This is a genomic window from Streptomyces sp. NPDC056361, assembly GCF_042262805.1.
GTDB lineage: Bacteria > Actinomycetota > Actinomycetes > Streptomycetales > Streptomycetaceae > Streptomyces.
In genome coordinates this window covers 16,568-31,247 of sequence record NZ_JBHJQI010000089.1, presented here as the reverse complement: position 1 = coordinate 31,247, position 14,680 = coordinate 16,568, and the positions used below count along the sequence as shown (strand labels likewise).

13 protein-coding genes are annotated in these 14,680 nt (G+C 75.1%); 8 read left to right on the top strand and 5 right to left on the bottom strand.

Features of this window, described 5'->3' with window-relative positions; all coding sequences use genetic code 11:
- Window positions 1–51: 51 nt before the first annotated feature.
- Both ACFCY7_RS26020 and ACFCY7_RS26015 read right to left on the bottom strand, forming a co-directional pair.
- Window positions 52–1,173 carry an LLM class flavin-dependent oxidoreductase gene (locus tag ACFCY7_RS26020; RefSeq protein WP_376488471.1) on the bottom strand — a complete coding sequence of 374 codons (1,122 nt, stop codon included), beginning with the start codon at window positions 1,171–1,173 and terminating at the stop codon, window positions 52–54.
- Between the two features lie 140 nt (window positions 1,174–1,313).
- Entirely contained in the window at window positions 1,314–1,397 is an 84-nt protein-coding gene (locus ACFCY7_RS26015) for a putative leader peptide (RefSeq protein WP_376488474.1), read from the bottom strand.
- Window positions 1,398–1,528: 131 nt separating this feature from the next.
- Here ACFCY7_RS26015 and ACFCY7_RS26010 point away from each other — a divergent pair, with 131 nt between their 5' ends.
- Complete coding sequence (locus tag ACFCY7_RS26010; protein WP_376488470.1) at window positions 1,529–2,077, top strand: FABP family protein; 549 nt, start codon at window positions 1,529–1,531, stop codon at window positions 2,075–2,077.
- Window positions 2,078–2,080: 3 nt separating this feature from the next.
- Complete coding sequence (locus tag ACFCY7_RS26005) at window positions 2,081–4,099, top strand: prolyl oligopeptidase family protein (protein WP_376488469.1); 2,019 nt, start codon at window positions 2,081–2,083, stop codon at window positions 4,097–4,099.
- A gap of 27 nt (window positions 4,100–4,126) precedes the next feature.
- On the opposite strand, the gene ACFCY7_RS26000 is transcribed toward ACFCY7_RS26005, so the two are convergent.
- Window positions 4,127–5,110 carry a LuxR family transcriptional regulator gene (locus ACFCY7_RS26000; protein ID WP_376488468.1) on the bottom strand — a complete coding sequence of 328 codons (984 nt, stop codon included), beginning with the start codon at window positions 5,108–5,110 and terminating at the stop codon, window positions 4,127–4,129.
- Between the two features lie 148 nt (window positions 5,111–5,258).
- Here ACFCY7_RS26000 and ACFCY7_RS25995 point away from each other — a divergent pair, with 148 nt between their 5' ends.
- From ACFCY7_RS25995 to ACFCY7_RS25985, 3 genes are all read left to right on the top strand, one after another.
- Window positions 5,259–6,671, top strand: a complete 1,413-nt coding sequence (locus tag ACFCY7_RS25995; protein ID WP_376488467.1) for an aminopeptidase P family protein — start codon at window positions 5,259–5,261, stop codon at window positions 6,669–6,671.
- Window positions 6,672–6,823: 152 nt separating this feature from the next.
- On the top strand, window positions 6,824–8,071 hold the full coding sequence (locus tag ACFCY7_RS25990) for an exo-alpha-sialidase (RefSeq protein WP_376488466.1): 1,248 nt from the start codon (window positions 6,824–6,826) through the stop codon (window positions 8,069–8,071).
- Between the two features lie 142 nt (window positions 8,072–8,213).
- Complete coding sequence (locus ACFCY7_RS25985; protein WP_376488465.1) at window positions 8,214–8,654, top strand: STAS domain-containing protein; 441 nt, start codon at window positions 8,214–8,216, stop codon at window positions 8,652–8,654.
- Here ACFCY7_RS25985 and ACFCY7_RS25980 read toward each other — a convergent pair.
- Window positions 8,558–9,292: a response regulator gene (locus ACFCY7_RS25980; protein ID WP_376488464.1), complete on the bottom strand. Its 735-nt coding sequence runs from the start codon at window positions 9,290–9,292 to the stop codon at window positions 8,558–8,560. The genes ACFCY7_RS25985 and ACFCY7_RS25980 overlap by 97 nt on opposite strands.
- Window positions 9,289–10,602 carry a sensor histidine kinase gene (locus tag ACFCY7_RS25975; RefSeq protein WP_376488463.1) on the bottom strand — a complete coding sequence of 438 codons (1,314 nt, stop codon included), beginning with the start codon at window positions 10,600–10,602 and terminating at the stop codon, window positions 9,289–9,291. The genes ACFCY7_RS25980 and ACFCY7_RS25975 overlap by 4 nt, the downstream gene beginning before the upstream one ends.
- Window positions 10,603–10,865: 263 nt before the next feature.
- Between ACFCY7_RS25975 and ACFCY7_RS25970 the strand changes: the two genes are divergently transcribed.
- The 3 genes from ACFCY7_RS25970 (at window position 10,866) to ACFCY7_RS25960 (ending at window position 14,612) form a co-directional block, all read left to right on the top strand.
- On the top strand, window positions 10,866–11,561 hold the full coding sequence (locus ACFCY7_RS25970; protein WP_376488462.1) for an ABC transporter ATP-binding protein: 696 nt from the start codon (window positions 10,866–10,868) through the stop codon (window positions 11,559–11,561).
- Window positions 11,558–13,975 (top strand): ABC transporter permease, encoded by a 2,418-nt coding sequence (locus ACFCY7_RS25965; RefSeq protein WP_376488461.1) that lies wholly within the window; start codon window positions 11,558–11,560, stop codon window positions 13,973–13,975. Before ACFCY7_RS25970 ends, ACFCY7_RS25965 begins: the two co-directional genes overlap by 4 nt.
- A gap of 121 nt (window positions 13,976–14,096) precedes the next feature.
- Window positions 14,097–14,612, top strand: a complete 516-nt coding sequence (locus tag ACFCY7_RS25960; protein ID WP_376488460.1) for a PadR family transcriptional regulator — start codon at window positions 14,097–14,099, stop codon at window positions 14,610–14,612.
- Window positions 14,613–14,680 lie beyond the last annotated feature (68 nt).

Here is a 14,680-nt window from a genome sequence, read left to right as displayed (position 1 = left end):
CGGGGGGGGGGGTACCCCCCCCCCCCCCGGCCCCCACCACCCCGCGCCCCGCTACCCCGCAGGCAGCAGTCCGCGCGCGGCGAGCTCCGGGCGCACGCCCTCGCCGAACCAGTACGCCTCCTCCAGGTGCGGGTATCCGGAGAGCACGAAGTGCTCCACGCCCAGGTCGTGGTACTCCTCGATCCGGTCCGCGACGTCGGCGTGGCTGCCGACGAGCGCCGTCCCCGCCCCGCCCCGCACCAGGCCGACCCCCGCCCAGAGGTTCGGCGCGATCTCCAGCTTGTCCCGGTCGAGCGAGCCGCCGCGGTGGAGGGCCAGCATCCGCTGCTGGCCGACGGACTCGGTGCGGCCGAGGGCCTCCTGCGCGGCGGCGACCGTCCCGGCGTCGACGTCGGAGAGCAGCCGGTCGGCCGTCGCCCACGCCTCGCGCGCCGAGTCGCGCGAGATCGTGTGGATCCGGATCCCGAACCGGACCGTCCGGCCGCGCTCCTCCGCGAGCCCCCGGATCCAGTCGATCTTCTCCTTCACCTGCCACGGCGGCTCACCCCAGGTGAGGTAGACGTCCGCGTGCTCCGCCGCCACCGGCCCGGCCGCCTCGGACGAGCCGCCGAAGAAGACCTCGGGCAGCGGGTCCGGCGGCAGCGCCGTCAGCCCGCCGTCGATCCGGAAGTGCTCGCCGTCGAAGTCGAACGGCCGGCCGCCCCAGACGCCCCGCACCACCGAAAGGAACTCGGCCGTGCGCGCGTACCGCCGGTCGTGGTCGAGGTGGTCGCCGAACCGCCGCTGCTCGGCCGCGTCCCCACCGGTCACCACGTTGAGCAGCAGCCGTCCGCGGGTGATCCGCTGGTACGTGGCCGCCATCTGCGCCGCGAGGACCGGGGAGACCACCCCCGGCCGGAACGCCACCAGGAACTTGAGCCGCTCCGTGTGCTGGGCGAGGGCCACCGTGGTCAGCCACGCGTCCTCGCACCACGTCCCGGTCGGTGTCAGCACCGCCTCGAACCCCAGCCGCTCGGCGGCCTTCGCGATCTGGACCAGGTAGTCGACGTCGGGCGCGCGCACGCCGGACACGCTCCCGTTCCGGGTGATCCCCCCGTCCGCGTAGGCGTGCCGGTCGACGAGGGTCCGGCCGTCGCCGCCGGTCGGCAGGAACCAGTGCAGGTGAACGGTCATCAGGAGGCCTTTCCGTGGACGTGCCGCGACCGCCGGGGCCGAGGACCACGTGAGGGTGCGCCCCGGCGCCCGCGGGCACGGAGGGGACACGCGCGCACGGGGACCGGGACGGAGAGGAAGGGGGGGAGAGTGAGAAGGCGTCAGCGGCCGCGGCGACACGCGGCGGAGGCCACCCGGAGCAGGTCGATGTGACCACGCGAGGTGAGCAGGGCTGTACGCGACATGGCGCGAACGTAGCCGCCGCCGACCGCCGGGTCAACGGCCGTCTCGGAGCCCGGACCCGCGAGCCCGGCCGGATCGGCGGGACACGCCTAAGCTGCGATCCGGCACCGAACCCGACCCAGGAGCGCACCACATGATCGACCGTGAGCGGCAGTACCCCTACTCCGACGCCCTGGGGCCGGAGGAGTCGCCCACCCCGCACGAGCTGCTCGCACCCGTGACCGGCCTGCTCGGGACGTGGGTCGGCCGCGGCAGGGGCGAGTACCCGACGCTCGCCGAGGAGTTCACGTACGAGCAGGAGGTCACCTTCAGCCACGACGGGCGGCCTTTCCTCCACTACGAGGCGCGCGCCTGGCTGGTCGACGCGGACGGGACCCCGCTGCGCCCGGCGGCACGGGAGAGCGGCTGGTGGCGGATGAAGCCGGAGGGCGGCGTGGAGGCGCTGATCACCCAGCCGACCGGGATCGCGGAGATCATGGTCGGCCGGGCGGGGGACGGCGCGGTCGACCTGGCCACGCACACGGTCGCCCTCGCTCCTACGGCGAAGCACGTCGAGGCCACCCGGCGCCGCTATACGCTCGCGGACGACGGCACGCTCGACTTCGTCCACGACCTCGCGGCGGTCGGGCAGCCGTTGCGCCACCACCTTTCGGCACAGCTGCGACGTGAGGACGGGAAGTAGCACATGGGAGAAGAGACCGACGTCGACCCGTACCTCTGGTTGGAGGACGTGTCGGGCGAGGCCGCGCTCGCGTGGGTGGCCGAGCGGAACGCCGAGACCGCCGAGGCGCTCGCCGCCGACCCCGGCTTCGACCCGCTGAAGAAGCGGCTGCGGGAGGTGCTCGACGCCTCGGACCGCATCCCGTACACCGTCCGCCGCGGCCCGCACCTCTACAACTTCTGGCGGGACGCCGAGCACGTGCGGGGCCTGTGGCGGCGCACGACGCTGGAGCAGTACCGCAAGGACGCCCCCGAGTGGGACGTCCTCCTCGACCTCGACGCGCTCGCCGACGCCGAGGGCGAGAAGTGGGTGTGGGACGGGGCGCGGGTGCGCCGCCCCGACCACGACCTGGCGCTGATCCGGCTGTCGCGGGACGGCGGGGACGCCGTCGTGGTCCGCGAATTCGACCTCGCCACACGGGAGTTCGTCGCGGACGGGTTCCGGCTGCCGGAGGCGAAGACGCGGATCGGGTGGATCGACGCCGACACCGTCTTCGTCGGCACGGACACCGGCGACGGGGCGCTCACCGACTCCGGCTACCCGCGCCAGGTCCGCAGATGGCGGCGCGGCACCCCGGTGGCCGAGGCCGAGCTGGTCTTCGAGGCCGGGCAGGGCGACGTGTCGGCCTGGGGGCAGCACGACAGCACGCCGGGCTTCGAACGGGACTTCGTCGGCCGCTCGCTGGACTTCTTCCGCAGCGAGACCCACCTGCTCCGGCCGGACGGCACCCTGGTCCGGATCGACGTCCCGGACGACGCCCTCGCCTACGCGCACCGCGGGCACCTGATCGTCACCCTGAAGTCCGACTGGCTGGGGCAGCCCACGGGCTCCCTGCTCGCCTTCGACTTCGACGCCTTCCTGGCCGGCGACCGCACTCCCGAGGTGCTGTTCACCCCGGACGGGCGGACGGCCCTGGCCGGGCACGCCTGGACCCGCGGCCATCTGATCCTGGAGACGCTGCGGGACGTCAGCACCCGCATCGAGGTCCTCACCCCCGCCCCCGGCGGCGGATGGACCCGCGAACCGCTCGTCGGGGTCCCCGAGCTGTCCGCCGTCAGCGTGGTGGACACCGACCCGGACGTCTCCGACGAGTACTTCCTGGACGTCTCCGGCTTCCTCCAGTCGTCCTCCCTGTACCGCGGGCGGATCGGCGGCGACTCCGAGACGCTCAAGCAGGCCCCGGAACGCTTCGACACCGCCGGCCTCTCCGTGGCGCAGCACTTCGCGACCTCACGGGACGGCACCCGCGTGCCGTACTTCGTCATCGGCCCCGACCACGCCGCCACCGGCCCGGGCCCCACGCTGCTCTACGGCTACGGCGGCTTCGAGGTGTCCCTCACCCCCTATTACGGCGGGGTGACCGGCCGGGCGTGGCTGGAACAGGGCGGCACCTACGTCATCGCGAACATCCGCGGCGGCGGCGAGTACGGGCCGGACTGGCACCAGGCCGCGCTCCGCGCCGAGCGGCCGCGGGCCTTCGAGGACTTCGCGGCCGTGGCCGAGGACCTCGTCGCCCGGGGCATCACCACACCGGGCGCGCTCGGGGCGGCGGGCGGCAGCAACGGCGGGCTGCTGATGGGCGCCATGCTCACCCGCTACCCGGAGCTGTTCGGCGCGATCGTCGCCCAGGTGCCGCTGCTCGACATGACCCGCTTCCACAAGCTCCTCGCGGGCGCGTCCTGGATCGCCGAGTACGGCGACCCGGACGTCGAGGCCGACCTCCCGCACCTGCTCGACCTCTCGCCGTACCACGCGCTCGCGGCGGACCGGCCGTACCCGCCTGTCCTCCTCATGACCTCGACCCGCGACGACCGCGTCCACCCCGGCCACGCCCGGAAGACGGCGGCGCGGCTGCGTGAGCTCGGTCATCCGGTGCTCTTCCACGAGAACACCGGCGGCGGCCACGCGGGCGCGGGCGACAACGAGCAGGCCGCGCACAACAGCGCCCTGATGTACACCTTCCTGCGGCGGCACCTCACGTGACGCGGAGGGGGTGACCCGGGCCCCGGGTCACAGCCAGCCCGAGCGCTGGGCCTGGAGCGCCAGCTGGAACCGGTTCGTCGCGCCGAGCCGGGCCATCAGGACCTGGATGCGGCGGAAGAGCGTGCGGCGGCTGATGCCGAGCTCACGGGCGATGACCTCGTCGGCCGCGCCGCCCGCGAGCAGGCGCAGCAGCCGCCGGTCCGCGGGCAGCAGCCCGGCGGGCCGGGTGGTGCGGCCGTGGAAGGGCAGGGCGCTCTGCCAGGCCTGCTCGAAGAGGGCCACGAGCGCGGAGAGCAGCCCGCACGGCTGGACCACCAGCATGGTGTTGTGGACGTCCGACTCCTTGATCGACAGGGACACCATCGCGTACGCCTCGTCGATGATCACGAGCTTCACCGGCACGGACGGCAGGACCCGGGCCTGCTCCCCGGCCTCGATGCACGGCTCGATGGCCGACTCCAGGTTCCCCGGGTGCTCCAGGGACTCCCGCGAGTACACGACCCGCTGCGTCACCCCGCGGGCGAGCGTCGCCAGCGCGTCCTCGGTGGCGCCCGGCAGGGGGAAGTACGGCGGCGAGTCGAGCTGCCGGATCTGCTCGCGCGCGCTCGTCCACGCCTGACGCATCCGGAGCCCCACGGCGTCCCCGGTGACGATCTCCACGAGGTGGTCGCCGTGGGAGGCGAGCCGCTGCCGCCGGAAGGTCTCGAACGCGCCGCCGACGGTGATCCGGGACTCGTCGAGCTCGGCCGCCCGGTGCCGGCCGAGGATCTCGAGACCGGCGGCCGGCGGCACCGGCGCCACCACCTCGGGACCCCCCTCGGCGGCGCTCGCCAGACCGGCGTCGACCAGCTCCCCGTACGCCGCCGCCAGCCCCGCGCCCGTCAGACCGGCCGCGGACCCGATGGCGCCGAGCGGCGCGGGACCGAGTTCGAGGAGCCTCAGATAGACCCGGCCGGCCTCGTCACCGATCCCCAGAAGCCGGAGCGCCTCACTGAGCTTCGCGTTCGCCATGGACCGCATTATCGTCCCCCGCCACCCCCGGTGTGGCCGATCAGTGCCACTGGCGGTCCTGGGCACCCGGCGGCCGCGCGGCGCAGTACCGTCCGGATGCCACCGACCACCGGTGGCCTGGCAACTCACCCGGAAGAAGGTGCAGGACGTGGCGAAGGGTCGCAAGAACGGCCTCTACAACGGCGTCTCCGAGGAGCTTTCCGCCCTCATGAGGACCGGCTGGGCGGACACCGAGCGGCACGATCTCGAAGCCGGCGAGCAGGCCCCGCACGCGGCCCGCCGCCGCGCGGCGCTCTCCGCCCGCTTCCCCGGCGAGCGCCTGGTGATCCCGTCGGGCAACCTCAAGACCCGCTCCAACGACGACACGTACCCCTTCCGCGCGTACTCCGGCTACGTGCACATGACCGGCGACCAGGCCCGCGACTGCGCCCTCGTCCTCGAACCCCGCGCCGACGGCGGCCACGACGCCTACTGCTACCAGCTGCCCCGCGACAGCCGGGACAGCGACGAGTTCTGGATCGGCTACACGGCGGAGCTGTGGATGGGCCGCCGCCGCACCCTCGCCGAGTCCGAGGTCGTCCTCGGCCTCGCCTGCCGCGACGTCCGCTCCCTCGCCGACGACCTGGCCGCCGGCGCGGGCGTTCCCACCCGGATCGTCCGCGGCGTCGACGCCGCCCTCGAAGCCGCCGTCACCACCGACGAGGAGCGCGACACCGAACTGGACGGCACGCTCAGCGAACTCCGGCTCGTCAAGGACGCGTGGGAGATCGGCGAGATGCGCAAGGCCGTCGACTCCACCGTCCGCGGCTTCACCGACTGCGTCGGCGAGCTGTCCCGGGCCGTCGCCTCGTCCGAGCGGTGGATCGAGGGCACCTTCTTCCGCCGGGCCCGCCTGGAGGGCAACCACGTCGGATACGGCTCGATCTGCGCCGCCGGCGAGCACGCCACGATCATGCACTGGACCGACAACGACGGCCCGGTGCGCCCCGGCGACCTGCTCCTGCTCGACGCCGGCGTGGAGACCCACTCCCTCTACACCGCCGACGTCACCCGCACCCTCCCCATCAGCGGCACCTTCAGCCCCGTGCAGCGCCAGGTGTACGACGCGGTGTACGAGGCCCAGGAGGCCGGCATGGCCGCGGTGAAGCCCGGCGCCCCCTACCGCGCCTTCCACGAGGCCTCCCAGCGCCACCTGGCCGCCCGGCTGGTCGAGTGGGGCTTCATCGAGGGCCCCGTCGACCGCGCCTACGAACTCGGCCTCCAGCGCCGCTTCACCATGGCGGGCACCGGCCACATGCTCGGTCTCGACGTCCACGACTGCGCGCAGGCCCGCACCGAGGAGTACGTCGGCGGCGTCCTCGAACCGGGCATGGTCCTCACCGTCGAGCCCGGCCTGTACTTCCAGCCGGACGACCTGACCGTGCCCGAGGAGTGGCGCGGCATCGGCGTCCGGATCGAGGACGACCTCCTGGTCACCGACGACGGCCACGAGAACCTGTCGGCGGGCCTGCCGCGCTCCGCGGCCGACGTCGAGGCGTGGATGGCCCGGTTCGCCGGCTGACGCCCCGGAGGACGTCCACGGGTTTCGCCCGCGCGGAACCCGGCGTTGTCCCCGCGTTCAGGTCGCCGCCTCCTCCGGCGGCGACCTTCGGCCGGTGAGCCGCGACGCGCCGGAACAGCGGCGGAACAAGCGGCGCAGCGGCAGGAGGACCCGTGAGGCGTGCGGCGGTGGGCGTGGTCGCGGTGCTCGCCGTGACAGCCGGGGGGCTGCTCGCCGCGGCCCGCACCGGACCATCCGGACGGGGGGAACCGGCGCCGGGCCGTGCGGGGCCCGGCGCCGGCTGTACGTCGTCCGTCCCGTACGCCTCCGGCGCGGGCGGCTACGCGGGCTACCGCATCCCGGCCGTCGTGCGGACCCGGGCCGGCACCGTGCTCGCCTTCGCGGAGGGCCGGGCCGGCGGCGCCGGGGACAGCGGCGCCATCGACATCGTGGTGCGGCGGTCGGAGGACGGCGGGTGCACCTGGGGACCGCAGTCGGTCGCCGCGGACGGCGCCGGCGACACCCGCGGCAACCCCGCGCCGGTCGTCGACCCGCGCTCCGGCGACGTGGTCCTCGTCAGCTCGTACAACGGCGGGGAGGCGACGGAAGGGCGGATCCTGAGCGGAGAGGTCCCCGCCGCACGCGGCCGGCGGGTCTTCGTGCAGCGCAGCTCCGACGACGGCCGGACCTTCTCCGCGCCGCGCGAGATCACCGCGTCCGCGAAGCGACCCGAGTGGCGCTGGTACGCCACCGGCCCCGGCCACGCCCTCGCCCTGACCCGCGGCCCGCACGCCGGCCGCCTCGTCGTCCCCGCGAACCACTCCGCGCCGCCGGCCCCGGGCTCCGGGGACACCGGCCGCGAGCCCCGCCACTACGGGGCGCACGCCCTCCTCAGCGACGACGGCGGACGGACCTGGCGCCTCGGCTTCGTCGACGACACCTACGACGGCCTCGTCAACACGAACGAGTCCACCGCCGCCGAACTCCCCGACGGAACCGTCTACTTCAACTCGCGCGACCAGCTCGGCACCAGCCCGGGCAACCGGGCGGACGCCGTGTCGGCCGACGGCGGCGCCACCCTCGCGCGCCCCTTCGCACCCCAGCGCACCCTGGACGGCGTCCCCGTGGTGCAGGGCAGCCTCCTGTACGTCGGCGGGCCGAACGGCACCCTGCTCCTCTCGGCCCCCTCGGTGCCGACCGCCCGCGCGGACCCCGCCCTGTGGAGCAGTACGGACGGCGGCCGGACGTTCCGCGCGCCACTCGTCCTCTCCCGGCGGAAGGCCGCCTACTCGGACCTGGTGCGCCTGGACACGGGCACGGTCGGACTCCTCCACGAGACCGGGACCACGAGCCCCTACGGGACCGTCGAGTTCCGGCGGATCCCGATCGGCGCGGGCGGAGTGCCGGAAGTCGAGCGCTAGTTCGGGATTCGGGCGTGAGGGCGGGGCCGAAGGGGTGGAGAGTTCACCGATTCAGGTGATAGCGGTCAAGGCGAAACGTCCCTTCATTCCAGGGCGCGTCCACCCTCGACGTGACACATGGAGCCACCCTGTGGAGCGTCCGATGCAGCTGATCCCCCGTCACGACCCGTACCTCGTCGTCCGCTCGACCGACGGTGTCACCGTCGCCGCGCTCCGCGGTGAGCTCGACCTCGTCCTGGTCCGGCACCTGCGGCCCGAACTCGACGCCCTCGTGCGCGAGTCCGACGCCCTGACCGTCGACATCCGGCGCCTCACCTTCTGCGACGCCACCGGGCTCGGCCTCCTCGCCCACTGCGCCGGGCGCACGCACCGGCGCGGCACCCGCTGGCGACTCCTCTGCGACCAGCCCTGGATCCTCCGGCTCATCCGCCTGAGCGCGCTCGGCGACCTGCTCCGCCCGGAGGCCGCGCCGGAGGGGCCCGCGGCTCAGCCGGACGCCGCCTTCCCGCCGCTCCCCGGGTTCCCCGCGCCCTCCGTGGAGCCCGGGTGGTCGGGGCCCGGCGTCACGAGGCCCGTCTCGTAGGCGGCGATCACCGCCTGGGCCCGGTCGCGGAGCCGGAGCTTCGACAGGATGCGGGCCACGTGCGTCTTCACCGTCGCCTCGCTCAGCCGGAAGCGCGCGGCAAGTTCGGCGTTGCTGCGGCCGCGCGCCAGGGCCTCCAGCACCTCCAGCTCACGCGGGGTGAGGGTGGCCAGCTCGCGGTGCGGGGCCGCCGCCCGCGGCTCGGCGCCGGACACGGCGAAGCGCTCCACGAGGCGGCGCGTGATCGCCGGCGCGAGCAGGGCGTCCCCGGAACGGACCAGGCGGACGGCGGCGGTCAAGTGCTCGGGGGTGACGTCCTTGAGCAGGAAGCCGCTCGCCCCCGCGGCGAGCGCCGCGTACACGTACCGGTCCAGGTCGTAGGTGGTCAGGACCAGGATCCTCGGTGGCGTTCCCTCGTCCGCGAGGATCCGCCGCGTCGCATCGAGACCGTCGGTGCCGGGCATCCGGATGTCCATCAGGACCACGTCCGGCCGGGTCCGGCGGACCGCGGCCACCGCCTCGTCGCCGTCCGCCGCCTCCGCGACCACGTCGATCCCGTCGGCGGCGAGGATCATCCGGAACCCGGTCCGCACCAGAGCCTGGTCGTCGACGATCACCACACGCGGAGCGTCGGTCACGGTGCCTCCCACGGAATCACCGCACGGACCCGGTAACCACCGTGCGGGCGCCTGCCCGCCCGCAGCGTACCGCCGTACACCGCGAGCCGTTCCCGCAGTCCGAGCAGGCCGTGACCGCCGCCCGGCTCGGCGTCCGCCGACCGCCGCCCGCCCGTGTCGGACACCTCGACCCGCAGCCGGTCCGCCCCGTACTCCACGGTCACCGACACCCGCGCGCCCGCCGCGTGCTTCACCGCGTTCGTCAGGGCCTCCTGCACCACCCGGTACGCGGCGAGGTCCACACCGGACGGCAGCGGCACCGGAACACCCCGCACCTCCGCCTCCACCAGCACCCCCGAGGCGCGCACCCGGTCCGTCAGCTCCGTCAGGCGGTCGAGGCCCGGCTGCGGTGCGAGGTCCACGTCGGTCGCCGGATCCGGTCCGTCCGTCGCCATCGTCAGCAGCCCCATCACGTGCCGCAGCTCCGACAGGGCCGTCCGCCCCGACGCCTCGACCGCCAGCATCGCCTCCCGGGCCCGGTCGGGAGAGGCGGCGAGGACCGTGCGCGCGGCACCGGCCTGGATGGTCATCACGCTCACGTTGTGGGTGACCACGTCGTGCAGCTCCCGGGCGATCCGGGCCCGCTCCGCCTCCAGCGCCCTGCGGACCTCCTCCTCGCGCCCCGCGCGCAGTTCCCGCTCCCGCTCCCGCCACAGATGGACGCCGTGCGAGGCGAGGGCCACCGGCAGCAGGACGAGGACGGGCACCAGGCCGGCGTCCACGTCGGGCACCAGCGGGAACTCGGCGTACAGCAGCGCACCGGCGACGAGCGAGCCGAGCACGGCCTTCCGGTGCGGGCTGTACATCGCCGCGCTGTACGCCGCGACGAGCCCCGACGCGAACGTGACCGTCGTCGCGTCGTCGGCGGCGTCCCCCAGGTGCAGCAGGACCGCGGCCCCCGTCACCAGCCAGTAGACGGCGAGCGGGAAGCGGCGGCGCAGCACCAGCGGCAGCGCTGTCAGCAGCGCCGCCGCCAGCTCCCACGCCTCCACGGGGGGCAGCAGATGCTCCACGGCGGGCACGGGGCGCGGCAGCGGGGGCCCCTCCGTCGGCTGCTGCGGCAGGGGCAGTTGCCCGGGGACGCGGACCGGACTCCCCGCCAGGTCGGGCCGCAGCTCGACGTACGAGCGGTTCAGATCACCCACGATCGTGGCGACCGCGAGCGCCAGCGCCAGCAGCCCGTCGGCGGCCCACGCCCAGCGGGACAGCGGCGGCGCCCACCACGCCCGCGCCCCGCGCATCCGGCCGATGAATCCCTCGTACCCGCTCACCGGAGCAGTGTGCCAAGCGCGGGGCGGGCCGCGGATCGACCCCGAGGACCAGGGGGCCGTCCCGAGGGCGTACATCGCGCGGATGACGTGCCCGCGCCTCCGTCGGACGCGGTACGGGGTTTGGTCATCGCGGCCGACGCGCGCGCGGGGCTCCTGTTCCTAGCGTCGAGCCCGTCGTCGCACTCGATGCCGAGCCGCACCCGGACCGCGATCCGCACGGCACCGGATCCCGAGCCGCACCACCCCCGAGCCCTGGAGGGCCCATGACGGACACCGACCCCCTGATCGAACTGAGCGAGGTCGGCAGGACCTACGACGACGGCCCGGCCGCGCTCTCGGACCTGAACCTGAGGGTCGGTCGCGGCGAGGCGCTGGCCGTCCTCGGCCCGTCCGGCAGCGGCAAGTCGACCCTGCTCAACCTCCTCGCCGGGCTCGACCGGCCGAGCACCGGCCGGGTCACCGTGGACGGGCGGCGCGTCGACGGGATGACGGAGGCGGCGTCCGCCAGGTACCGGCGGAGCACGATCGGGATGGTCTTCCAGTTCTTCCACCTCCTCGACGACCTCACCGTCGCCGACAACGTGCTCCTCCCGGCGCAGTTGGCCGGAATGCCACGGGCGAGGGCGGCGGGCCGGGCCGCCGAACTCCTCGAACAGCTCGGCGTCGCCCGGCACGCGAAGGCCCACCCGGGCCGCCTCTCCGGCGGCGAGCGCCAGCGCGTCGCCGTCGCCCGGGCGCTGATGAACCGGCCGCCGCTGCTCCTCGCCGACGAGCCGACGGGCGCCCTGGACAGCGCGTCCGCCGCCGACGTCCGCGCACTGCTCCGCGAACTCAACGCCGCCGGGCAGACCGTCGTCCTCGTCACGCACGACCTGGCGCTCGCCGGAGCCTGCGCGACGCGCACGATCGAACTCGTCGACGGCCGCATCGCCCGGGACGTCACGGCGGTGGCCCGATGAGCGGCGGCCGGGTCCGCGGGTTCGGCGGTGGCGACCGGGTCCGTGGGTTCGGCGGCGGCGCCCTGGGCCGGGTCGTGCGCGCCGGAGTCGGGAGGCGCCGGACGCAGACCGCCGTGATGGTCCTGACGACGCTGCTCTCGGTCGCCGCGGCCGTGCTCGCCGTCGGCCTCCTCGTCGCGTCCTCCGCCCCCTTCGACCGGGCCTTCGCCCGGCAGAACGGGGCCCATCTGACCGTGCAGTTCGACGGCTCCGCCGTCACCGAGGGCCGACTTCCCGGCACGGCACGGGCGTCCGGGGTGGCGGCCGCGGCCGGCCCGTTCGGTGTCGTGTCCGTCCGACTGCGATCGGACGGAGCGGCCCCGCCCGGCTTCGAACCGCCGCCCCTGACGGTGGTCGGGCGCACCGCGCCCGGCGCGACCGTGGACGCGGTGGAGGTGACCGAGGGCCGATGGGCCGCGGAGCCGGGGGAGATCGTCGTGGAGGCGGGTTCCGCCCCGCCGGGCACGCGCCTCGGGACGCGGCTGACGGCGGGCGGCGTCACCCTCACCGTGGTCGGCGTCGCCGACACGGTCGGCGGGAGCGCCGACGCCTGGGTCGTACCCGCGCAGCTCGGTCCCCTCGCGGGAGCCCGGAGCCCCGCGCTCCAGATGCTGTACCGGTTCGCTCACGCCGACACCCGGGCCGAGGTCGAGGCGGGTCGGCAGGCGATCGCCGCCGCCGTCCCGGCGGGCGCGGTCGCCGGCACCCAGTCGTACCTCGACGTCCGCGAGGCCGCGCAGGAGAACACCGCGGCCTTCGTCCCCTTCGTCTCCGCCTTCGCCCTCCTCGGCCTCGCCCTGTCGGTCCTGGTGATCGGCATCGTGGTGAGCGGCGCGGTGAGCGCGGCCACCCGCAGGATCGGCATCCTCAAGTCGCTCGGCTTCACCCCGCGCCGGATCGGGCGGGCGTACGTGGCCCAGGCCGTGCTCCCGGGCTCCGTGGGGGCCGTCCTCGGCGTCGCCCTCGGCAACCTGCTCGCGGTGCCGCTGATGGCCGAGGTGGCGGAGACGTACGGGACGACGGCGGTGCTGATCCCCCTGTGGGTCGACCTCGTGGTGCCCGCCGGCGCCCTCGTGGTCGTGGCCGTCACCGCCTTCGGTCCCGCGCTGCGCGCGGCCCGGATGCCGACGGCGACGGTCCTCCGCCTCGGTCCGGCGGGCGGCGGCGCCCGGGGCCGCCGGATCCGCGGCCTGTTCGGCCGGCTGCCGCTGCCCCGCCCGGTCACCCTGGGGCTCGCCGCGCCGTTCGCCCGGCCGGGGCGTTCGGCGACCACGGCCGCGGCGGTGGCGTTCGGCGCCCTCGCGGTCACGTTCGCGGTGGGGCTCGGCAGCACGCTGGTCGCCGTCAAGACCGACGGGGACCCGGACCGGGGCGGCGACGTGACCGTGCGCACCCTGGCCCGGCCCGACGACGCGCCCGGCGGCGGGCCGGGCGGCGCGGGCCCCGGGAAGCCCGCGGACCCGGCGGCCGTGGCGGCGGCGACGGCCGCGCTGCCGGGCACCGGGTCCGTGTACCGAACCGCCCGTACGCAGGTCGGCGTGGCCGGACTGAAGGGCGGCGCGCCGCTCGTCGCGTACGAGGGGGACACCGCGGGCAGCCGCCACACGATGGTCTCGGGCCGCTGGTTCGGGGCCTCGGGGGAGGCCGTCGCGGCGACCCGCTTCCTGCGCGCCACGGGCGTCCGGGTGGGGGAGACGGTCGCCCTGTCCGAGCAGGGCCGCACGGTCCGGGTCCGGATCGTCGGCGAGGTCTTCGACCTGGGCGACGCCGGCATGACCCTGCGCACCACCACGGCCGCGGTCGCCGCGCTGCACCCCCGCTACCTGCCGGGCGACTTCGCCGTCACCGTCACCCCCGGCACGGACCCGGCCGCGTACGCGGAACGGCTGGACGACGCCGTGGCGCCGCTCGGTGCGGAGGCCGCCGTGACGGAGGCGGGCAAGTCGAGCGTCATCCGGGCGATGCAGGCCCTGATCGCGATGCTCACCGTGATGCTGGTCGTCGTCGCCTGCCTGGGCGTGCTCAACACCGTCGTCCTCGACACCCGCGACCGGGTCCGTGACCTGGGCGTCTGCAAGGCGCTCGGGATGAGCCCGCGTCAGACCGTCGCCCAGGTCCTCACCTCCGTCGGCGGCATCGGCCTGGTCGCCGGCGCGGTCGGCGTCCCGCTGGGCGTCGGGCTCCACCACTGGGTCATGCCGGCGATGGGCCGCGCGGTGGGCACCACCATCCCGCCCGCCGACATCGACGTGTACGGCGCGCCGCTGCTGCTGCTCCTCGCGGCGGCCGGGGTCCTGATCGCGACGACCGGCGCCCTGCTCCCGGCCGGCTGGGCGGCCCGTACGAGCACGGCGCGGGCCCTCAGGGCGGAGTGACGGGCGGCCCTCCCGACCCGTCGGGAGGGCACCGCGCGCGTGGCGGTTTCCCGACCGGCGGGGGTGGCGGATGGCCGCCTCACCAGGGACTTCGGCCGGGGAGCGCGGTACGGTCGGCGGCATGTCTGAAGTCCGGTTGACCACGCCCTCCTTCCTCGTGCTCGGCATCATCGACAAGCTGGGCGAGGCCAGTCCGTACGACGTGAAGGTCGAGGCGGCGCGGACCGTGGCGCCGTTCTGGTCGATGCCGCACGCGCAGGTCTACGCCCAGTGCGACCGGCTCGTGGAGGCGGGGCTCCTGTCGGAGGTCCGGCAGGCGGGCGGCCGGAACCGGCGCCTGATGCGGCTCACCGAGGAGGGCGCGGAGGCCCTGCGCGGCTGGCTCGCCGACCCCTCCTTCGTCCCGGTCGAGGCCCGTGAACGGGGCATCCTCAAGCTGTGGTTCGGGGCGAGCCCGCGGGTCCACGCCCCGGTCCAGCTGGAGGAGCACCGCAGGACCCTCGACGGGTACGAGGAACTGGCCGGTGAGGTGGGTGAGTTGCTGACCCGGGGGCAGCGCGAGGCGCTGGAGTTCGGCATCCGTTATGAGCGGATGATGGTCGATTTCTGGCAGTGGGTCGAGCGTCGCGAGCCCTGAGTTCGTTACCGACCGGTTGACCTCTCCCCGGCCCCGCCCTACCTTCCTCCATAGTCCAGAAAGGACTA